The sequence below is a fragment of the Providencia rettgeri genome (assembly GCF_001874625.1).
In the GTDB taxonomy this organism is placed as follows: Bacteria; Pseudomonadota; Gammaproteobacteria; order Enterobacterales; family Enterobacteriaceae; genus Providencia; species Providencia huashanensis.
The window spans coordinates 2,531,638-2,553,725 of the sequence record NZ_CP017671.1 but is presented as its reverse complement, the minus strand read 5'-3'; the positions used below and the strand labels follow the sequence as shown (position 1 = coordinate 2,553,725).

Below are 22,088 nucleotides of genomic sequence, written 5' to 3'. Positions count from 1 at the left end.
CTGTTTAAGGAAATGGCTGAGTGAGCATCGCATTACTCGATTTATCTGGTTACATTAAATTTTTTATTGGTCTTTTTGCACTTGTAAACCCAGTAGGCATTCTACCTGTGTTTATTAGTATGACTAACTATCAAAGTAATGCAGGGAGAAATAAAACTAATACTGTAGCGAATACTTCAGTCGCTATTATTTTATGTACTTCACTACTCATAGGTGACTCAATACTTCAGTTGTTTGGTATCTCCATCGATTCATTTCGCATCGCAGGGGGGATATTAATTGTGACAATCGCAATGTCGATGATTAGTGGAAAAATTGGTGAAGATAAACAGAATAAGCAAGAAAAAACAGAAACTGCAGTAAGAGATAGTATTGGTGTTGTCCCGTTAGCACTACCACTAATGGCCGGTCCGGGGGCAATTAGTTCTTGTATTGTGTGGTCATCTCGTTGGCATGGTTGGCAAAACTTTTTGGGTTTAGCGCTGACCAGCATTCTCTTTGCATTTTGTTGTTGGTTGCTATTTCGTTCAGCATCTTTACTTGTTCGTTACCTTGGCCAAACTGGGATTAACGTTGTAACTCGTATTATGGGGCTGTTGCTTATGTCGTTAGGGATTGAGTTTATCGTGACAGGGGTTAAGGCGTTATTTCCTGGGTTGTTATAATTTTTATTCTTTTGCCTATCTAGCTATCTTTGTTGGTTGCAGTGGTTTGTTGCAGCCAACATTCCCTCGAATTGTATTTTCTACTTCTGAATACTAACCATTCATATACAGACTACTTTTATTACCCTCAGATGTCCTCAAAATTAGAGTAATTAACAATTACGGATAACAAATATGTTAACTGTAATTATATGTCGCATTTTTTGCTAAAGCAGGGATAAAAAGTAAGAAATTGTGAGCTACGTAAATTTATTCACTATTCTAATTAGTGTTTGTTAATGATATGTTTGGAACCACAAAAAAGGCGATACTGCTTTTTGGGTGCAGTAATTTTTTTATCATAATGTTATTAAAGTATATTTTTTACTTTTGCATGATTATTTGAATATTCATATAAAGTTTTTATGCGCAAAAATGTTAAAAACTTGTTATTGATATTTATTGGGGAGAGCGCTATTTACTTTAATAAACAGCAAACTTGATAGTTATAACAATCAACTAATTTTGTAGAGAAGGCTGCTAATGCAGTGATAGCGCCATCAATTAATCATGAGGGATATGATGATCAAATCAAAAATGGGTTTTGGTGCACTCTCGATATTATTTATTACGCTTCAGGCTAATGCGACAGATACGGCAATTAAGTCACCGCAGGTGATCACGATAAACAATGGCTCAGAAGTCACATCACTTGATCCTCATAAAGTGGAAGGGGTACCAGAAAGCAATATTATTTTAAACTTACTTGAAGGGTTAGTTTACAGCGATATCGACGGAAAAGTAGCGCCTGGGGTCGCGGAAAGTTGGACAAATGACAATTATATAACGTGGGTTTTCACTCTACGGCAAGGGGCTAAATGGAGTGATGGTACGCCAGTTACTGCTGAAGATTTCGTTTATAGCTGGCAGCGGTTATCGGACCCAAGTACAGGGTCTCCTTATTCGAGTTATTTACAAAATGCGTATATTTTAAATGCCGATGCTATTTTAGCCGGTAAATTACCTCCGACGGCGTTGGGTGTTAAAGCGCTTGATCCTCAGCATTTACAAGTGACACTTAGCCATCCAGTTCCCTATTTTGTCGATATGCTTTCTCATACATCATTGAAACCTGTTAATAAGAAGGCAATAGAGCAGCACGGTGAAAAATGGACTCAACCACAAAATTTTGTAGGCAATGGGGCTTATTTACTTGATAAGTGGGTCGTTAATGAACGTATTGTAGTAAAACGTAACCCATATTATTGGAACAATGACAGTAGCCGTATAGACCAAGCTACATTTTTAGCGATTACCTCAGAGGTCAGTGATATTAACCGTTACCGTAGTGGTGAGATAGATATCAGCAATTCTGCAATCCCGCCTGTTCTGTATAAAAAAATGCAGCAAGAAAAGCCGGATGAACTGTATGTTCGCCCTTATTTATGTACATTCTATTATGAAATAAATAACCAGAAACCGCCATTCAATGACCCACGAGTACGTGAGGCAATTAAGCTAGGGTTAGATCGAGAGACAATAACCAATAAAGTTATGGCGCAAGGGCAAGTCGCAGCTTATGGGTTTACACCAACTTTTATCAATAATGGGAATTTTACGTTACCTGAATGGGCCGATTTAACCCAAGAACAGCGTTATAAGAAGGCCAAAGAGTTACTTTTAGAAGCCGGTTATAATAAAGCAAACCCGTTAAAATTTTCATTACTCTATAACACTTCTGATCAGAATAAACAGCAAGCTATCGTCGCAGCCTCTATGTGGAAAAAAAATATAGGGGCGCAGGTGACTTTACAAAACCAAGAATGGAAGACGTCATTACAAAGCCGTCATGAAGGCCATTATGACGTCGCTAGAGCGACTTGGTGTGCAGATTATAATGAGCCTACTGCTTTTCTAAACATGATGTTGTCACAAAATAGTAATAATACTGCATTTTATAGTAATCCTGCTTTTGATGCGTTACTTGCACAGGCTTTAACTGCTCCTGATGACCAATCTCGTCATGATATATATCAGCAAGCTGAAGCCTTGTTGGACAAAGACTCGGCCATAGTTCCTGTTTATTATCGCGTTAGTGCGCGCATGATAAAACCTACGATTAATGGATTTAAAGGCAAAGACCCTCTTGATTATACGGATATTAAACGGTTATATATAAATGAACCTAATTAATAATATCTAAATAATTATAAAAAGTGTTCACTATTCTAGGTTTTAGTGAATATGAACAACACACAATCATAATAAATATGAACGGGAGTAACCGATAAGATGAGTAAATTAATCAATAAATCGATTATTGCACTTAGCGTGACCGCAGGGCTGGCTGTGGGGTCAATAGCGACGAGTTTTGCGGCAGTTGTTCCTGCGGGTGTGGAACTTGCAGAGAAGCAGGTGATGGTGCGTAATAATGGGTCGGAACCTCAATCGTTAGACCCGCATAAAATTGAAGGGGTACCTGAGTCAGCATTAGCGCGGGATCTTTTTGAGGGGATCACAATTGTCGGCCCTGACGGTGAGATTTTACCTGGCTCAGCAGTTAGCTGGGAAAATAAAGATTTTAAAGAGTGGACGTTTAAAATACGTGATGATGCAAAATGGTCCAATGGTGACCCTGTCACAGCAGAGGATTTTGTCTATAGTTGGCAACGTTTAGCAGACCCTGATACGGCATCACCTTACGCAAGTTACTTACAGTATGCACATATTCAAAATGTTGACGATATTATTGCAGGTAAGAAAAAGCCTCAAGAGCTTGGTGTTAAGGCTCTTGATGATAAAACATTAGTTATTTCACTTAGCGAAGCCGTACCTTATATTCCTAAGTTATTAGCTCACTCATCTATGTCGCCAGTGAATAAAAAAACCATCGAACAGCATGGCGCAAAATGGACTCAGCCACAAAATTTCGTGGGTAATGGCGCGTATAAATTAAAAGGTTGGACGGTGAATGAACGTATTGTGTTAGAGCGTAGCCCTAGTTATTGGGATAATGCGAATACTGTGATTGACCAAGTGACTTTCTTACCGATTTCTTCCGAAGTGACTGATGTTAACCGCTATCGTAGTGGTGAAATCGATATGACTTATAGTAATTTACCGATTGAGCAGTTTAAAAGCTTACAACAAAATATGCCAAATGAGTTAAAAGTGAGCCCATATCTGTGTACTTACTATTATGAAATCAATAATGAGAAACCACCGTTTAATGATCCGAAAGTCCGTGAAGCTCTAAAATTATCCATGGATAGAGATATCATTACTTATAAAGTGAAGGCGCAAGGAGATATCCCAGCGTATGGCTTTACTCCTCCATTTACCAGCGGAATGAAAGCTGAAAAGCCTGACTGGTATGCGAATATGACCCAAGAGCAACGCAATGAAAAAGCCAAACAGTTACTTGAAGAGGCCGGCTACAATAAAGGGAACCCATTAAAATTCAATTTACTGTACAACACTTCAGATTTACATAAACGTATCGCAATAGCCGCTTCTTCTATGTGGAAAAAGAATATAGGCGCGGAAGTTAAATTAGAAAACCAAGAATGGAAAACTTTTTTAGATAGCCGACATCAAGGTAATTATGATGTTGCTCGTGCTGGTTGGTGTGCTGATTATAATGAACCGTCATCTTTCCTCAATATGTTACTTTCCTACAGCAGTAATAATACCGTTCACTATAAAAATACAGATTTTGATGCCGTAATGAAAAAAACATTGCAAGTCAAAACAGATGAAGAGCGGGCGGCGCTCTATCAGCAGGCTGAAGAATTACTCGATAAAGACTCAGGTGTTGTTCCTCTTTACTACTACGTTAATACGCGTTTGGTAAAACCTTATGTTGGTGGTTACAGTGGCAAAGACCCGTTAGATAACCTGCATACTAAAGACTTATATATTATCAAACACTAATAAACTTGTTCTGGCTCCATTTAGTGTGGAGCCAGATATTAGCCTAATAGGCAATAGATGTAGGAAAGAGCAATGTTTAAATTCATTTTGCGTCGGTTGCTAGAAGCGATCCCGACGTTACTGATCCTTATTACAATCTCATTTTTTATGATGCGCTTGGCGCCAGGAAGCCCTTTTACAGGGGAACGTAAACTCCCGCCTGAAGTTATGGCCAACATTGAAGCTAAATATCATCTCAATGACCCAATGTATAAACAGTATTTCAATTATTTGATTCAGTTATCCAAAGGGGATTTTGGCCCATCATTTAAATACAAAGATTATAGTGTTAATGACCTCGTCGCTAAGGCTTTCCCAGTGTCAGCAAAGTTAGGTGCAACGGCATTTATTATTGCGGTTCTTTTTGGTGTTTCAGCCGGGGTTATTGCGGCGCTAAACCAAAATACTAAATGGGATTTTACAGTCATGGGGTTTGCCATGACGGGGGTTGTCATCCCCAGCTTTGTTGTAGCACCACTATTGGTGCTGATTTTTGCCATTCATTTGAAATGGCTCCCTGGTGGTGGCTGGGATGGCGGTAACCTTAAACACATGGTTTTACCCATGGTTGCATTGTCATTAGCTTATATTGCTAGTATTTCCCGTATAACTCGCGGGTCGATGATCGAGATTATGCACTCAAATTTTATTCGTACTGCACGCGCGAAAGGGTTACCCCTAAGAACTATTATTCTACGTCACGCATTGAAACCGGCTTTGCTTCCTGTGCTTTCTTATATGGGGCCTGCATTCGTTGGGATCATTACGGGGTCAATGGTCATTGAGACAATTTTTGGCTTACCGGGCATTGGCCAGCTTTTTGTTAATGGGGCACTTAACCGTGACTATTCATTAGTACTAAGTTTAACAATTTTAGTGGGTGTATTAACCATTGCATTTAATGCAATTGTTGATGTGTTGTATGCCGTTATTGACCCTAAAATTCGTTACTAAGCCGGAGAAACGCTATGATATCGAATCAGCAAAATAGTGAAGCTCTGGAGCATTTTTCGGAGCAGTTAGATATTGAAGGGCGCAGTTTATGGCAGGATGCAAGGCGTCGCTTTATCCATAATCGAGCCGCAATCGTCAGTTTGTTTGTGTTATTTTTAATCACAATGTTTGTGATTTTTGCCCCTATGCTATCCCCATTTTTATATGATGATACCGATTGGGAAATGATGTCCATGCCACCAGATATGGCGACGGGGCACTATTTTGGCACTGATGCATCAGGTCGAGATTTACTCGTCAGAGTTGCGATTGGTGGGCGAATTTCCTTAATGGTTGGGGTTGCAGCTGCGTTAGTTGCAGTTATTGTTGGTACTTTGTATGGTTCATTGGCAGGTTATATTGGCGGGAAGGTTGATTCCCTGATGATGCGCTTGCTAGAAATTTTAAACTCATTTCCGTTTATGTTTTTCGTCATTTTATTAGTGACCTTATTTGGTGCAAATATTTTATTGATATTTGTGGCGATTGGTATGGTCTCATGGCTCGATATGGCACGTATTGTGCGTGGGCAAACACTGGGATTAAAACGTAAAGAGTTTATCGAGGCAGCCCTTGTTTGTGGTGTCAGTACGCGGCAGATTATTTTACGCCATATTGTCCCTAATGTTTTGGGGGTTGTTGTGGTATATGCCTCATTATTAGTACCAAGTATGATTTTATTTGAATCTTTCTTAAGCTTTTTGGGGTTAGGAACGCAAGAACCACTAAGTAGTTGGGGGGCTTTGCTCAGTGATGGGGCTAATTCAATGGAGGTTACTCCATGGTTATTGCTGATCCCAGCGGGTTTCTTGGTCATTACACTATTTTGTTTTAACTTTATCGGGGATGGGCTGCGCGATGCTCTTGACCCGAAAGATCGCTAGAGGGAAACACATGTCAAATAATGCAATAAAAACCCCTCTGTTATCAGTAAAAGATCTCAGCGTTAATTTTGCCACTCAAGATGGCAGTGTAACGGCGGTTAATAAATTAAATTTTGAGTTAAGTGCAGGGGAAACACTCGGCATTGTCGGTGAATCGGGTTCTGGTAAATCACAAACTGCTTTTGCATTAATGGGTCTATTAGCTAAAAATGGCCGGATCAATGGGTCAGCGGTATTTAATGGACGTGAAATACTGAATTTAAGGGAGAAAGAATTAAACCGGATGCGGGCCGAAGAAATTTCAATGATATTTCAAGACCCAATGACATCGCTCAATCCTTATTTAAAAATTGGCACTCAATTATCTGAAGTTTTAATGCTTCACAAGGGTATGAGTAAAAATGAGGCTTTTGAAGAGTCTGTTAGGATGCTTGATGCAGTTAAAATGCCTGAAGCGCGTAAACGGATGAATATGTATCCTCATGAATTTTCAGGGGGAATGCGCCAGCGAGTGATGATTGCTATGGCATTATTATGTCAGCCTAAGTTGTTAATAGCAGATGAGCCTACAACGGCGCTTGATGTTACTGTGCAAGCACAAATCATGACGTTGCTTAATGAATTAAAACAAGAATTTGATACTGCGATTATTCTGATCACGCATGACCTTGGGGTAGTAGCTGGCGTTTGCGATAAAGTTCTTGTGATGTATGCTGGGCGAACGATGGAATATGGTACCGCTCGAGATATATTTTATCATCCTTCTCATCCGTATTCTCTTGGTTTATTAGCTGCGGTTCCCCGTCTTGACGGTGATGATGAGAGCCTAGCAACAATACCGGGTAATCCACCAAACTTATTAAGGTTACCCAAGGGTTGCCCATTTTCACCGCGTTGCCAATATGCCACACAGCAGTGTGTGGATAATGAACCCGTATTAACAACCTTTGAACAAACACGTTTACGCGCCTGCTTTAAGCCTATGGAGGAACTTGTATGAGCACTCATGAGAATAGGCCGGTTTTATTAGAGGTGAACGACTTAAAAGTCCATTTTGAGATTAGGGATAAAAAACAATGGTTTTGGCAACCTAATAAAAGCTTAAAGGCCGTTGATGGGGTAACATTGCGGCTGTATGAAGGCGAAACCTTAGGTGTTGTGGGTGAGTCGGGATGTGGTAAATCGACATTTGCTCGGGCATTGATTGGCTTAGTCAAAGCCACAGATGGCACGGTGAGTTGGTTAGGGCAAAACTTATTAGGTAAAAGCGATAAAGAATGGCGGCGTGTACGTAGTGATATCCAAATGATTTTTCAAGATCCATTAGCGTCGTTAAACCCGCGTATGACGATTGGGGATATTATTGCTGAGCCGTTGAAAACGTATCATCCTAAAATGTCACAGCTTGAAGTCACCGAAAAAGTGAAAAAAATGATGATGCGTGTAGGGCTGTTGCCAAATTTGATTAACCGCTATCCTCATGAATTTTCAGGTGGGCAATGTCAACGAATAGGTATTGCTAGGGCACTGATCTTAGAGCCTAAATTAGTGATTTGTGATGAACCCGTATCTGCATTGGATGTTTCCATTCAAGCACAAGTGGTTAATTTGTTGCAAGAATTACAACGGGAAATGAAGTTATCATTAATATTCATTGCTCACGATTTAGCTGTCGTTAAGCATATTTCTGACCGTGTATTGGTTATGTATCTGGGGCATGCGGTAGAGCTTGGTACATATGATGAGGTGTATAATAACCCCTTGCATCCTTATACTCGGGCTCTCATGTCTGCGGTGCCAGTTCCTGACCCCGATAAAGAAAAAAACAAAGAAATTGAGCTACTTGAAGGGGAGTTGCCATCCCCCATAAACCCACCTTCCGGGTGTGTGTTTAGAACCCGTTGCCCATTAGCAGATGAAGAGTGCGCAAAAACACGACCCTTGCTAGAAGGGAGCTTTAAACATGCGGTATCTTGTTTGAAAATTGACCCGCTTTAAGGGATAACATTAATTTTGTTGTAAATAAAACAGAGCGTTTTGCTCTGTTTTATTTGTTAGCCATAGCGGTTATTACGCTATTTTTTCCATAAAATGTGATGAAATGGTTTAGAAGGGTGACGGCTAATTAAAATACGGGCAAAAATATCATTCAGTTCTGCATCAGGGGTTTCAGCCAGCCCAATAACCACTTCACTTAATGCATTTAAATCAACTTGTTCCGTGATGATATTTTGCCAATTATCACTCAAAGGGGCTATTTCTGCCGCCCCTAGTTCTTCAAACTGTAACGCAAAAATGAGTTGATCTGCGGGTTCTAAATGGGTCATTGCACCTTCAAGAAACAGGTCATAAGCAATTTCAATGATGTCATCCTCATCAATTAACCGGGTAAATTGTTTTTCTGTCATGACCTTTCCTAATTAATTCAATTTATAACAATGGACTAAAGAAGTAACAAATACGTTCAACGACACGATTCCAGAAAGGGCGCTGTTCCCATTCTTCAATTTCTAACCGTGTTGAACGAGCGATGTAATCATACTGTACTAGTGTCAGATCGCTACCAAAACTTTTATCATCAATGACCACGGTAATTTCGAAGTTTAACCATAAACTACGCATATCTAAGTTAACCGAACCAACTAGACTGAGCTCCCCATCCACAAGGACGCTTTTAGTGTGCAGCAAACCATCTTCAAACTGGTAAATTTTAACACCTGCTTCTAATAATTCACTATAAAATGAACGGCTTGCCCAGCGTACAAGAAAAGAATCATTTTGACGCGGCATAATGATACTAACATCTACACCGCGCATTGCTGCAGTGCAAATCGCGTGGAGTAAATCATCACTTGGCACAAAATAAGGGGTCGTCATGATCAGTTGTTTCCGAGCGGAAAACATTGCTGTCATTAAGGACTGTTGGATCAGTTCATCGGGGAAACCAGGGCCTGATGCGATAATTTGGGTGGTATGACCGTTTGCTTGCTCAAATGGCATTATATTGCTGTCTGGTGGCGGTGGGAGAACACGTTGGCCTGTTTCCATTTCCCAGTCAAAGGCATAGACAATGCCGAGGGTTGTACTGACAGGACCTTCCATGCGAACGAGAATATCAACCCACTCACCGACGCCCGAATCTTGTTTAAAATAACGAGGATCAACCATATTCATACTTCCAGTATATGAAATATAGTTATCAATAACGATTATTTTACGATGCTGACGTAAGTCCATGCGGCGTAAGAAAAAACGCATTAAATTGACTTTAAGAGATTCAACAAACTCAATGCCAGCAGCTCGCATTTTTGCTGGGTAGTCGCTCCGGAAAAAATGCCAACTTCCTGCTGAGTCGACCATAATACGGCATTTAACGCCACGCTTTGCCGCATTCAATAAAGCTTCGGTAACACCATCGACTAAGCCACCCGGCTGCCAAATATAAAACACCATTTCGATAGAGTGCTGGGCGTTGTTGATATCATTGACAATCGCTTTCAGTGAATCTTCGCATGTAGTTAATAACTGGATTCGGTTGCCTTTAACACCAGCAACTCCTTGACGTTTTTCCACTAATTGAAAAAGTGGCTCAGCGACACGGCTATTTTCGGTTGCAAAGATGTGTTTTGAACTGCGTAAATTTTCCAGCCATGTAGCAACAGAAGGCCACATATGATGCGCTTTATCAACACGGCGTTTTCCGAGGTGGAGTTCACCAAAAGCCACATAAGCAATGATACCGACTAAAGGGAGAATATAGATAATCAGAAGCCATGTCATGGCAGAGGTGACAGGCCTTCTTTTGACTAAAATGCGGACAGTGACTGCTGCAATGATTAGCCAATAAAGGAAAAATAAAAGCCAACTCATAAGTGTATAGACGGTTGCCATAGTGGATCACATGCCTCACTGATAAGGGAATCGGGTTAAAGAAAGACGACCTAGTTAAAAAAACCGTTAGTAAAATATCAACTTAATAGAATTTAGCAAAATTTTGCAGTAAAAGCTTTGTGAAATAGGCAAAATCATTAGGAAATAATGATTGCATATATTGATAATATCAATGAGATATTAAATTGTAAGAGAAACTGTCTCAAAAAGTTCCCCTTGGTTCTTTTTTACAAAAGAATATAATATTTTTTTGACGTTATTTTTTGATGATAAAAGGACAAAATAAAATGAGACGTAGTAGGCATGAAGTGGGGCGCTGGCGGATGTTAAGGCAGACCCTTCGTCGCCGTAGACGCTGGCTGGAAGGGCATTCTAGACGGAATATGCACATTTATACAATGCGCAAAATCGATGTGTACCGTCGTCGCCATTCGCTACTTTTTACTCAATGGATTGAATAAGGTTATTAAAGCGCACATTCACATTTTTCACTTTGTATGACAAAGCTTATTGAATATGATTGCTATTTGCATTTAAACTATTGGGCATATTATTATAGTTAGACTGGTGTAGGTAGAAATTGCATATGCGTTGGATCCGTTGGACTTTAATTATCGTCATTTCATTATCTATTCATGCAGGCCTTGCGATGGCATGGATTTTTAATCAACCTAATTTGGCCAGAGATCCTGAACCAATGACGATAGCAATGATTAGTTTTGCTGCCCCTGAACCTGCATCTGAGCCTGCTCAACCTGTTGAGACGCCAGTAGAGCCAGAGCCGGTTGTTGAACCAGAACCTGTTGTTGAGCCCGAACCGGAGCCTGTTGTTGAGCCAGTCATTGCATTACCAAAGAAAAAACCTGAGGTGAAAAAGAAACCTAAACCTAAACCTAAACAGGAAGAAAAGAAAAAAATTAAAGAAGAGGTCAAGCCAGTAGAAAAACAACTGGCGATGAGCAACTTAAAGTCCGATGCAGATGCGCCTAAAACTAATAATAATGCGGTTACTACAGCAAAAAATGCAGGAACAAGCAGCAAAACCTCGAATAAAAGTGGGCCAAAAGCATTACATAAACAGCCACCAATGTATCCGGACCGCGCCCGTCGTTTAGGTAAAGAAGGGTATGTTAAAGTACGTTATGATATCGACGACTCAGGCCGGGTTACCAATATTGAGTTTGTTGAAGTTTCACCGAAAGGTTTATTTGAACGCGAAGTTAAACGTGCCATGAACCGCTGGGCTTATGAAAAACAACCTGCTAAAGGGTATGTAACGGAGATTTACTTCAAATTGGATGGAACTGTGAGCCAAGTTTAGGCACTCGTTTTTCATAAAAAAAGCACCTTATGCCATTACTGCGCAAGGTGCTTTTTTATAAATAATATCAATTAATCAAACTGTTGTTCTGAACTTGCTAACTGAAAATGTTGTTTTTCTATGGGGAGTGCCCTAGTTGTATTGTCGTCATTGACAGCAACATAGGTGAATACCGCATCAGTGGCTTGATATCGTTGACCAACAGGTGCTGTAGCCACTTTTTTTACCCACACTTCGATATTAATAGTGATTGAGCTTTTGCCTGTTTTTAAGCAACGGGCGTAACAGCAAACGACATCCCCTACCGCAACAGGCTTTTGGAATTTAATACCATTTACAGCGACGGTGACCACACGGCCAAGTGCAATTTCTTTAGCTAAAATAGCACCACCAATATCCATTTGCGACATTAACCAGCCACCAAAAATATCACCATTTGCGTTAGTGTCTGCGGGCATGGCTAACGTTCGTAAAACCAATTCACCGTTTGGTAATTGCATATTTGACTCTTATTAAAAAGGATAAACATATTGATTTGGCATTTATAGCAAATTACATATGTAGTCGTAAACAATAACCATTAAGTTATCCATTGTTTACGCACCTATAATTGATTTAATGTAAAAATAAGAGGGGAAACCCGCCATGTTGCTTCTAAATTCACCAAAAAGATATAGTTATGCAAAGAATAAACAGGAAGTGTGTTTTACGTTTAGTCAACTGATTAGATTGTTTATACTATAATAAATTAATATTGGTAACTCACTGTGGGAGATAACATGAGACTGTTATTAGCAATATTATTACCTTGGTTACAGTTTTTCACGATAGGCCGTCCTTTTGCTGGCATTATTTGCTTGGTTCTTCAAATAACACTTATTGGCTGGCTACCGGCTGCAATTTGGTCAGTATATGCGTTATCGCAATACAATACAGATAAAAAAATTGAAAAAGCATTTGGTGAGAAGCGATATTAATATTTAACGAGTAAAAAAAAACCTGCGAAATAATATTTGCAGGTTTTTTTTGTGTTTTATCACCAGTATTACTCTTCGTGTTTTTCTATCGGCTCTTTAGTCATATTTTTAAAAATATAGACAACGCTCAGTACAGTAAATATCAACGTACCAGCAGTAAGACCAAACACTTTAAAGTTTACCCAAATATCTTGTGCCATCCAAAATGCAACATAGATATTGAGAAGAGCACAGAAAATAAAGAAAATAGCCCAAGCGCTATTTAGTTTAGTCCAATAGCTGTCAGCAAGTTTAATTTCTTGATTACTACCTAACATTCTTTGAATTAATGGTTTTTCAGTAAACCATTGGCTAAACAATAATGCTCCTGCAAAGGCTGCATAAATGATGGTGACTTTCCACTTAATAAAGGCATCACTATGAAATATAAGGGTTAAAGCTGCAAACCCCATTACGATTGCACAGGTGATTTTCGCCACCTTTTCAACTTTTTTATAAATAAGGTATGTCGCTAACAAAGCAAGAGGTGTTGCTACCATTAGTGCGCCACTTGCGTAGAAAATGTCATATCTTTTATAGACGATGAAAAATATGATTAAAGGGATAAAATCAATAAGTTGTTTCATAACAGTGAATAAAGCGCCTCAACGTAAAGATAATGGAGTAGTTTAACTGATTTTGACCATAATTGTTAAAAGTTTGCACCTTTTTACCAATAAATACGCTTTGTTACCAAAGATATTTGCACTATTTTACTATTATTTGACTTACTTCTAGATAAACTTTATTAGTTCAGCTATATATAGTGTTAAAGCTAATTTAACTTACTAATTTATAGGTATTTTTCATCAATGATAAAGGCGAAGCTGTTTGCTTGGATGCCAGGGTTAGAAACGCTGTTTAATTACCAACTTTCAGATCTTGGCCCTGATGTAAAAGCAGGCTTGTCTGTTGCTGCTGTTGCTTTGCCTGTCGCAATTGCTTATGCCGAATTAATGGGGATGAATGCAATCGTTGGGCTTTACTCCTGTATTTTACCCATGTTTTTTTATGCATTATTTGGGACATCCAAACAATTGATTATCGGCCCCGATGCAGCAACCTGTGCGGTGATTGCAGCAGCAGTTGCACCGCTTGCGATGGGGGATGATGATGTCCGTTGGCAATTGGTCATGGTAATGAGCTTCATGACAGGGATTTGGTGTTTGATTGCAGCTAAATTTCGCTTGGGAACATTCGCTGACTTTTTGTCTCGCCCCATATTGCAAGGGTTATTAAATGGGGTTGCATTAACTATTATCGTTAGTCAAATTAGTAAGGTTTTTGGTATCAGTACATTACCAGCCGGTTTTATTGAACGTTTAGTCGCTTTACCTTTAGCATTAAAAGAGACACATATTCCGACATTATTAGTTGCGGTGACGACGTTAGCGATTACGCTTGCGATTAAGCGTGTTCGCAGTAAATGGCCTTCTTTACTCATTGCAATGATTTTAGCCACCGCGGCTAGTGTTGCATTTAATCTTGAGCAATATGGCGTGAGTACTGTTGGTGATTTAGGTGATGGGCTTCCGTATGTTCCGCTGCCTGATTTCCCTCCGGGGCTAATTCGTGATTTGGTTATCCCATCTTTAAACTTAGCGGTGATTAGCTTTGTGAGTTTTATGATGACTGCCCGCAGTTTTGCCAGTAAAAATGGCTACACGGTTGATGCAGACCAAGAACTTAGGGCATTAGGCGTAGCGAATATTGCATCCGCTTTGGCGCAAGGCTTTGCGGTAAGCGCAGCAAGCAGCCGTACTGCAGTGAATGATATGATGGGGGGGAAAACTCAGTTAGTCTCTATTGTCGCGGCTTTAACTATTTTAGCTGTCTTACTTTTTTCAATAAACTTATTAGAATATATTCCGATGCCTGCATTGGGTATGGTACTGATTATTTCGACATTTTCCTTATTGAGCTTCCGTAGTATTTTTTCGATGCGTAAACGCAATCGACAGGCATTTTTCTTATGCGTGTTTACGCTATGCGCTGTACTTGTTGTCGGGTTAATTAGTGGTGTGGGGTTGGCGGTATTATTGGGGTTGTTGCAGTTTATTCGGATAATATTTAGGCCTACAGACCAGTTATTAGGTGTCGATGAACAAGGAATGCTGCATTCTATGGCGCCTGAGAATGGTATTCAACAAATTGATGGGGTTTTAATTTATCGGTTTAATTCACCATTAACTTATTTTAACGTGAATTATTTTAAAGAACGATTAAACAAGCATATAGATAATCAATTAAAAAGGCCTGCTTGGGTAATTGTGGATGCGGCAGTTAGCTTCACGCATAATGATGTGAGCGTATTTTCAGCGCTAAATGATATTGTTACCTCATTGAAAGCCAAAGGGGTAACTCTTGTACTTGCAGGTCGTAGGACTTCGGTAAAACGGTGGTTGGAACAAAATAAAATCAGTCGCTCTGATGATGACTTATTGGTTGTGCCTGATATTTATTTTGCTATTCGACTTATTCAGAGTAAACAGCAAGTACAAATAAAAACAGTTGAAGATAGAAAGTCTGAAGCAGACAGAAAATCGTTAGAGACATTCGATGGTGAAAAAACTGAACCACTGAATTCAAAAATTGACCTAGAGCCAGAACAGCCCAAAGAAGTATGATTAATGTGTTGGTAGGGTGTTTTTAGGAATAAAATACTTGATGGGCCTTATTCGGTGTTTAATAACGCGAAGATAAATGGGGGATTAGATCCCCCATTTACCCTTAGATCAATTCTTAGCGACTAACATGTATAGGCGATAAAAATAAATTAAAGCAAAGGCTGCAACGAAATTATTAAGTAAGAAGGAAACCCCGTTAACAGCAATATGATTCATATTTAAGCTACCCAAGAGAACGCTAACCAGCATTTGTGCAGCCATCCAAATTAATACCATTGGCAATGCAATGCGCCAGTTTGCATAAGCCATTTTCCAACTTTTACCCATAGCACTAAACGGGTTTGTACGCTCACTCATTAAGATAGCAGGGGCTAAAGAGAAGCCAATAGCTAATACAATTCCAGGTAGCACCATGATGGTGATACCTAATTGGATAAGTAAAGAGCAAACAACTAATAGAAGAAACATTGATGGTGCTTTGTTTAAAGATGCGGTGAGCGCCTGAATACCCGATAGGTGTTCACCACGAGACAGACCAGCAATATAAGATAGAGTGCCGCAAATAAGGACTAAACTGCCCAGAGTAACCGAGAGAATTAACCCAAAAGAAACGCGTAAGATACTACTTTTATCTTCTTCTGAAAGGCCTAGTATCCAGTCTTGTAAGCCGGAGTTACCAGACTCAATCATTTTAGTCTGTGCTTGCGCTAGCACGCCTATCATTTGCTCGCTAGGGATCATCATTGCGTAAATCGCAAGGCTTACTACGGTTGCTGACAACACAATAGTAAACAGGCCACTCAATTGGTTTTTAAAAAAATTGACGCTATCACTGATGAGTGAGTTGGCCGAAATGGACATTTAACTGCTCCTATCTACAAACGGGTCAAGAGTTTCAGCCAATTGTAACCGAGTATCAGGGCTAGAGGTAGAGAAAGATAAGAAAATTCGGAATGTTAACAACTCTAATCAGTAAGATATTTGGAGCAATATAAGTAAGTTAATGCGCAAAATCTAAAGATAATTACTTATGTTGTATATTTAATGCATGTTTAAAATGCAGGATTAATATAAATAAATTATAATCAATTTTATATTTTATTGGTTATTTCCTAAAAATTGATTTAAATCAAAATTAAAAAAAATATAAATGAAATAATAAACTCATATTTATCGGGTTGCCTATAAATAAGCAAAAGATGTGATCTTGATTTGAACATCAATTTAAATAATACGGTATATTTTCCTAAAATAAAAACACAGGAATGGGATTGATAATGAAAAAACTCACTGCGCTTGTATTAGCAGCTGCAACTTTAGCTCCAGCAGTTTCTATTGCACATGAAGCTGGCGATTTTCTTTTCCGCGCTGGTACTGCAACAGTCAGACCAAATGTTGGAGGAGATGATGTAAAAATTAATGGTCTAGGTAACCTAGGTACATTTGGTGCTAATAATAATACTCAATTAGGTTTAACTTTTGGGTATATGATCACCGATAATATTGGTGTGGAATTATTAGCTGCAACTCCATTTGAACATAAAGTAGGAACCGGCCCAACGGGTAATATTGCAACAGTAAAACATTTACCACCAACTTTAATGGCTCAATATTATTTTGGTAGTAAAGAAGATAAGTTACGTCCTTATTTAGGTGCAGGTGTTAACTATACCTTTTTCTTTGATGAGAAATTCAATTCTACCGGAAAAAATGCAGGTTTATCTGATCTAGACATGTCAAGCTCTTGGGGCTTTGCAGCACAAGCTGGTATGGATTATATGCTGACTGACAACTGGATGTTAAACGCATCACTGTGGTGGATGAATATTGAATCAGACGTGAAATTTAAAGCGGGTGGTGAGAAGTATAAAGTTGACACTCGTTTAGACCCATTTGTATTTATGTTCGGAGCAGGTTATCGCTTCTAAGTTTTTGATAGGATGCAATGCAGGGTAGTACCTGAATTCTAATGGATTAGATTGCAGTAGGAAATCCGAGAATATTTATATTCTCGGATTTTTTGTTTTTAATGACGTCTTATATTTAATAAAATTACATGAAAGCAAAAATAAAAAATAATTAACACGTAGATGAAGGAGGCTAAGTTATAATCAGTATAATATTTTTAGTGATAGCAAAGGGGGACTTTTTCGATATGTGATTATTTTGGTGCTGTTGAATTTTTTAAAATACAAGATGAAAACGAATAAATTAAATAGTAGGGCATAAAATAAAAAAGGCTGAAAGTAGTGATTTACAGTCAACCTTAAATATTAAATTAATTTTACCAGAACCATTGAACATTTAAACCAGCATTGACACTATTGGTTTCATATTCATCAGGTTTATACAGTGGGACACCTAAAAATAGGTCATAACTGAATATCTTGATATTTCCTCTAACCCCTAAAGCCGTCCCTAATAGTTGGTCATCAGAGTATAAGCCTAAAGGATAAACACCGCCCAATATACGGCCATAATCAATCGCATAATAAGGGTAGAAAGAAAAACCAGGTACGTAGAAATTAAACTCATTACGCAAATAGAAGCCTTTATCACCAATTAATGAGAATTCTTCATCAAACCCACGTACAGTCCAGCGGTTACCTAATGAAAACTGGTCTTGAATAGTTAGGCGATCCGGTGAATATTGTACAAATAATTGCGGGTTATAGCTCATAATGAAATCATCAAAAACAATAGGGATCATACCTGAAATATCAGCGGATAAGACACGTCCCATTGTACTTACATCACCATAACGCATATCCCAGCTTTCTTCCGCACCAAACCAAGGAACATTGCGTTGATAATATATTGAAGCATCAACAGTCGCATTATCAATATTTTGTCTATGGTTAACACCGAGTTTAATACTAGTTAGATCCCGTTGTTGTGAGAGTAGGCTAACATCTTCTAATTTATATTTAGACTTACGCTTTATAAGCTGAAGTGATGCGGTATCTTTAAAAGTTTGCCCCCTAAGAAATACATTACTTGCTGTAGCATTAAAGTATTTGCTATCACCATAATATTTATAGCTAGCCATAGTATCATTAATTGTCTGTTTATACTCACTTTTACTTGCATAAAGTGAGTATAGCCAATAATTGTAAGGGACAGCATAATAGATAGCCGCGTTACTTGTGCTATTGCGAGCTTGGTTTTTTAGGTTTTTACCCGCGCTGACATAGAGGGTATCGTTTAAACTGGTTAAGTTATTGCCATATACCGTTACACCAACCTGATCTTTACCAGTTTGGCGGCTTCCTGAGTTATTATAATAACCACCGACATTGATGTGGGGCGATTTTTCTCGTTGGATAACAATATCCGTTGTGGAAAACTCTTTGCCTGGTCTTAGTTCAATATTAGCTTTGGCGCCAGGGATCCGCTCAAGGTTTTCTAGTCCTTGTTCTATATCGCGAATATTGAGAAGGTCACCTTCTTTTGCGGGCATAATCGCACCTAAGGTAATATAGCTATCACTGTCTTTCGCCAGTTGTACGTTTGAGACTTTACCCGGAATTATTTGTAAGGTTAAAGTCCCATTACTAATATTTTGTTCAGGAATAGTCACACGGGTAGTGACATAACCTGATCTTATAATCTTATCTTGTAAGCCTTTAGCTAAGGTTTCGACGCCATTGATACCTAGACAAATTCCTACCACTTGATTAGCATAAGTTTCTAAAGGTCGCATGGAAGGGAGTTTAGGTTCAGAAAGCAAAATGACCTGCTTCATGTCAAAGCAATCTTTTTCATCGTCAAAAACTAGAATATTATTATCTCGTTCTCTTGTTTTGCTTAATGCGTCTTTTGTTTCTAGTTGAACTTGTTGTTGCCGAGACCTATCTTGGCTATTTTGATTATTGATTTGTTGGTCTAACACCTGAGAGGCATTTCCTGATGCATATAAAGGAAAAGACAACAAGGTTGCCGATAAAAAAAGAAATCGAAAATTCATGAGCACCACATTTTTTAAATTGAAACAATAAAATTGTTCTTATGATTAAATATTGTTAATTAGAAAGGTATGAAAAGTATTTCATTATTTCATATCGGAGTAATCTTGTATTTTTTTATTTTTAATATTATTTCCATATATATATCCCTATAATAAATTTATTGTTGAGTATTAATCGAATTTACGTATGGTTTCATTTGCTATAAATTATGCGATAAAATTTTAATAATTAATAATTAATTATACTAACTGAGAACGGAGGAAATAAAAAAGTAGTTAGTTCCGATATTTCACTCAATATGCAATAAATCTATTGTGAAACTCATTAATTTTAAATGAATCAATCGGTTGCATTTACACTAAATTAGCTTAAATAAGTTTTTTTACTTAATGTAAGAGAGGGGGGTATTTAGTTGGAATAATATTAATTATCAGATTGCCTTAAGATTATTGTGTTGGTATAAGAAATAATGACTAGATGGTCAACTAGGTATTTTTAATTTAAACCACACTCTAATTTGGAGTTAATATTAGGGGGGCTTATGCCCCCCTTGTTAATTTAATTAATAATAGTTATAAGTGTTTAAAACAACCATTGAACCTAAGATTGTTCCATTAGAGCTATTACTAATAACTGGACTAGTGATAGTCGTTGTACCCAATGAAGTTAAACGACCACCGGAGTAATTATCAACACGAGAAAATGCATCAATAGTAAGGTCTTTACCCGCTTGAACTAGACCTGAATTAGAATTGTCTAATTTATTCACGTCTAATTTAATAGTATTTGCACCTTGAATTGTACCATAACGGTTATCAAGATCGTTTCTTAAGGTAATATTAACATCACCACCATTTGATAGAGCATCTTTATTGTGAGCTACGATAATACCGCTATAGTTATTTGCGCTATTAGCTTTGATAGTGACAGAGCCATCTTTAGCATAGATTCCGCCAGAATGTCCTGCTACTCCAAACTTGCTTGCATAACTATTAAATCCGGTAGATCTAGAGTTATTTAAGCTAGTAGTATTAATAACAACATTAGAGTCCGCAGCAATTAATCCTTCATTATTTGATAAGTTTGTAGTTTTAATATCTAAATTATTTCCTTTAATATATCCATTTTGGTTATTTAGGGTATAAGCATTAAATTTAGATTTTCCAGCACTAGCAGATAGAGAACCTTTGTTATTAATGATATTAGCATCAATATTTAAAGCTCTACCACTCGAAATTGCAGCATAGCTATCATTTGTCAAAGTGTCAGAAAGGTTAATATTAGTTAGACCATTCGTTGATTTGATCAGAGAATTGTAATTTTGCAGCGAAGCTGCATCAAGGGTAACTTTTCTTTTAGCAATGATCTGGCTATCACTAGAATTATAGATAGAATCGCGAGCATTAATGGTGACATCGCGACCAGATACAGTAGAGTTATTATTATAGAGTTTCGAGGTGTTTATTGTTAAATCATTACCTGCTCTAATTCCACGCTCATCAACATTTATGACGTTGTTGCGTAGATTATAGATATTATCTATTGTACCAGAAGCCTTAATATTAAGATCGCCGCTATTCGTTCTAATTGAACCATTACTATTGTTGATATTACCTGATGTTACAATACTCATTGCTTGTCGTGCGTTGATAATACCACTTCTATTATCTACTCTTGAAGCAGTTAATTTAATGTTTCCTGCATTTGATTTGATTTGACCATTAACATTATTCAGATCTGAATTATTAGTAATAATGTCAATATCCCCATTAGCAAGGATAGTCGATGAGTTAGACAAACCATTTGCTTTAATATTAATACCACCAGATGAATTCATTCTAGAACTTTGGTTGTATACTAAACCAGTAGAATCAATATTAACTCCGCCAGCGCCTGCAACTAAACTACCTTTATTAGAAACACCTGTACCACTTTCAGTTGAAACTAAGGTAATTTTATTTGCGTACATACCACCCATAGCGGCAATATCAACACCTACGCTAGTTGGGTAACCAACACCTTGTACTTTAGTGACTTGTTTGCCACTCGCATCTACAAAGTTATTACCAGCAACAACATTAACTTCTTCAGCGTGGATATCTCCACGGATTACTGCTGAACGGGCAATAATGTCAGTTGGTGAATCAGATTGTAGACGGCTATTAATAATGATTTGGCCTTTTTCTACGTTATAACCGAGGAGATCACCACCTGCAACGATTGGCTTACCTGTTGTTAAAGTCACACGGTCAGTATTAATAAAGCCGCAATTATCACATGTGATACCTGATGCATTAGCAACGATGACTTGTGCTTTATTAGTTCCAGCCACTTCAATTACACCGCCAAGTACACTGGCTTTATTTGAATTGACTTCATTTAAGATAACTTTAGCAGGTCCATTACCATTATTTAAGTTTAGGTTACCATTGATTTGACCACCTAGAGTGGTATTTGTATTGGCAGCACTGTTATTTAGAATTACACCTTTTTGGTCAACATCGAATTGACTATAAATGTTATGGGAAACGCCTTTATCACTTGCTCCTTTAATATGAACAATTGTTGGGCCGTTAACTTGGTTTAATACACCTGCGCCATTAGTATTTACAACAGCAGCTTGAGCAACGGAAATAGAGCCTAAAATAACAGATACACTTAAAAAGAGTGGTTTGATTTTTAGTATCGGATGTCCGATTGATTTATCAGAATGTTTTTTCATAAAATATTCCTAAATATAGACTATAGATAAAATAAAATAGCTAAAATTAT

19 protein-coding genes are annotated in these 22,088 nt (G+C 38.0%); 12 read left to right on the top strand and 7 right to left on the bottom strand.

All coding sequences use genetic code 11. The features are described from left to right. Window positions 1-20: 20 nt before the first annotated feature. The 7 genes from RB151_RS11785 (at window position 21) to oppF (ending at window position 8,491) form a co-directional block, all read left to right on the top strand. Window positions 21-665, top strand: a complete 645-nt coding sequence (locus RB151_RS11785; protein WP_042843640.1) for a YchE family NAAT transporter — start codon at window positions 21-23, stop codon at window positions 663-665. 549 nt (window positions 666-1,214) lie between these two features. Next, on the top strand, window positions 1,215-2,837 hold the full coding sequence (locus RB151_RS11780; RefSeq protein WP_187265074.1) for an ABC transporter substrate-binding protein: 1,623 nt from the start codon (window positions 1,215-1,217) through the stop codon (window positions 2,835-2,837). Between the two features lie 99 nt (window positions 2,838-2,936). Then, complete coding sequence (oppA, locus tag RB151_RS11775) at window positions 2,937-4,577, top strand: oligopeptide ABC transporter substrate-binding protein OppA (protein WP_042843642.1); 1,641 nt, start codon at window positions 2,937-2,939, stop codon at window positions 4,575-4,577. 72 nt (window positions 4,578-4,649) lie between these two features. Further along, a complete protein-coding gene (gene oppB / locus RB151_RS11770) occupies window positions 4,650-5,570 on the top strand; it encodes an oligopeptide ABC transporter permease OppB (RefSeq protein WP_042843644.1) in 921 nt (306 codons plus the stop codon). 14 nt (window positions 5,571-5,584) lie between these two features. Continuing rightward, on the top strand, window positions 5,585-6,493 hold the full coding sequence (gene oppC, locus RB151_RS11765) for an oligopeptide ABC transporter permease OppC (protein WP_042843645.1): 909 nt from the start codon (window positions 5,585-5,587) through the stop codon (window positions 6,491-6,493). A 10-nt stretch (window positions 6,494-6,503) separates the two neighbouring features. Beyond that, entirely contained in the window at window positions 6,504-7,493 is a 990-nt protein-coding gene (locus tag RB151_RS11760; RefSeq protein ID WP_042843646.1) for an ABC transporter ATP-binding protein, read from the top strand. Beyond that, on the top strand, window positions 7,490-8,491 hold the full coding sequence (gene oppF / locus RB151_RS11755; RefSeq protein WP_042843647.1) for a murein tripeptide/oligopeptide ABC transporter ATP binding protein OppF: 1,002 nt from the start codon (window positions 7,490-7,492) through the stop codon (window positions 8,489-8,491). Before RB151_RS11760 ends, oppF begins: the two co-directional genes overlap by 4 nt. A gap of 77 nt (window positions 8,492-8,568) precedes the next feature. Here the strand turns inward: oppF and RB151_RS11750 are convergent, their stop codons facing one another. Both RB151_RS11750 and cls read right to left on the bottom strand, forming a co-directional pair. Beyond that, window positions 8,569-8,901: an HI1450 family dsDNA-mimic protein gene (locus RB151_RS11750; RefSeq protein ID WP_042843648.1), complete on the bottom strand. Its 333-nt coding sequence runs from the start codon at window positions 8,899-8,901 to the stop codon at window positions 8,569-8,571. Window positions 8,902-8,923: 22 nt separating this feature from the next. Next, window positions 8,924-10,384 carry a cardiolipin synthase gene (gene cls, locus RB151_RS11745; protein ID WP_048607274.1) on the bottom strand — a complete coding sequence of 487 codons (1,461 nt, stop codon included), beginning with the start codon at window positions 10,382-10,384 and terminating at the stop codon, window positions 8,924-8,926. Window positions 10,385-10,671: 287 nt separating this feature from the next. Between cls and RB151_RS23205 the strand changes: the two genes are divergently transcribed. Both RB151_RS23205 and RB151_RS11740 read left to right on the top strand, forming a co-directional pair. Continuing rightward, complete coding sequence (locus tag RB151_RS23205; RefSeq protein ID WP_129465958.1) at window positions 10,672-10,845, top strand: YciY family protein; 174 nt, start codon at window positions 10,672-10,674, stop codon at window positions 10,843-10,845. A 125-nt stretch (window positions 10,846-10,970) separates the two neighbouring features. After that, window positions 10,971-11,705, top strand: coding sequence for a TonB family protein (locus RB151_RS11740; RefSeq protein WP_042843650.1), 735 nt, complete (start codon window positions 10,971-10,973; stop codon window positions 11,703-11,705). A gap of 71 nt (window positions 11,706-11,776) precedes the next feature. On the opposite strand, the gene yciA is transcribed toward RB151_RS11740, so the two are convergent. After that, the gene (gene yciA / locus RB151_RS11735) at window positions 11,777-12,205 is read right to left on the bottom strand and encodes an acyl-CoA thioester hydrolase YciA (RefSeq protein ID WP_042843651.1); all 429 of its coding nucleotides are present in this window, start codon (window positions 12,203-12,205) and stop codon (window positions 11,777-11,779) included. Between the two features lie 279 nt (window positions 12,206-12,484). Between yciA and RB151_RS11730 the strand changes: the two genes are divergently transcribed. Beyond that, window positions 12,485-12,682, top strand: coding sequence for a YqaE/Pmp3 family membrane protein (locus RB151_RS11730; protein ID WP_042843652.1), 198 nt, complete (start codon window positions 12,485-12,487; stop codon window positions 12,680-12,682). Between the two features lie 68 nt (window positions 12,683-12,750). Here the strand turns inward: RB151_RS11730 and RB151_RS11725 are convergent, their stop codons facing one another. Then, a complete protein-coding gene (locus tag RB151_RS11725; protein WP_042843653.1) occupies window positions 12,751-13,308 on the bottom strand; it encodes a septation protein A in 558 nt (185 codons plus the stop codon). Window positions 13,309-13,533: 225 nt separating this feature from the next. On the opposite strand from RB151_RS11725, the gene RB151_RS11720 reads away from it, so the two are divergent. Then, the gene (locus RB151_RS11720; RefSeq protein ID WP_080750848.1) at window positions 13,534-15,348 is read left to right on the top strand and encodes a SulP family inorganic anion transporter; all 1,815 of its coding nucleotides are present in this window, start codon (window positions 13,534-13,536) and stop codon (window positions 15,346-15,348) included. A 108-nt stretch (window positions 15,349-15,456) separates the two neighbouring features. Here RB151_RS11720 and RB151_RS11715 read toward each other — a convergent pair whose 3' ends face one another. After that, a complete protein-coding gene (locus RB151_RS11715) occupies window positions 15,457-16,209 on the bottom strand; it encodes a YciC family protein (protein WP_042843654.1) in 753 nt (250 codons plus the stop codon). Between the two features lie 416 nt (window positions 16,210-16,625). Here RB151_RS11715 and ompW point away from each other — a divergent pair, with 416 nt between their 5' ends. Then, window positions 16,626-17,276, top strand: coding sequence for an outer membrane protein OmpW (ompW, locus tag RB151_RS11710; protein WP_042843655.1), 651 nt, complete (start codon window positions 16,626-16,628; stop codon window positions 17,274-17,276). A 356-nt stretch (window positions 17,277-17,632) separates the two neighbouring features. Here the strand turns inward: ompW and RB151_RS11705 are convergent, their stop codons facing one another. Together RB151_RS11705 and RB151_RS11700 are read right to left on the bottom strand one after the other, a co-directional pair. Next, window positions 17,633-19,315 carry a ShlB/FhaC/HecB family hemolysin secretion/activation protein gene (locus tag RB151_RS11705; RefSeq protein WP_071548129.1) on the bottom strand — a complete coding sequence of 561 codons (1,683 nt, stop codon included), beginning with the start codon at window positions 19,313-19,315 and terminating at the stop codon, window positions 17,633-17,635. Between the two features lie 563 nt (window positions 19,316-19,878). After that, complete coding sequence (locus tag RB151_RS11700; RefSeq protein ID WP_042843656.1) at window positions 19,879-22,038, bottom strand: filamentous hemagglutinin N-terminal domain-containing protein; 2,160 nt, start codon at window positions 22,036-22,038, stop codon at window positions 19,879-19,881. Window positions 22,039-22,088 lie beyond the last annotated feature (50 nt).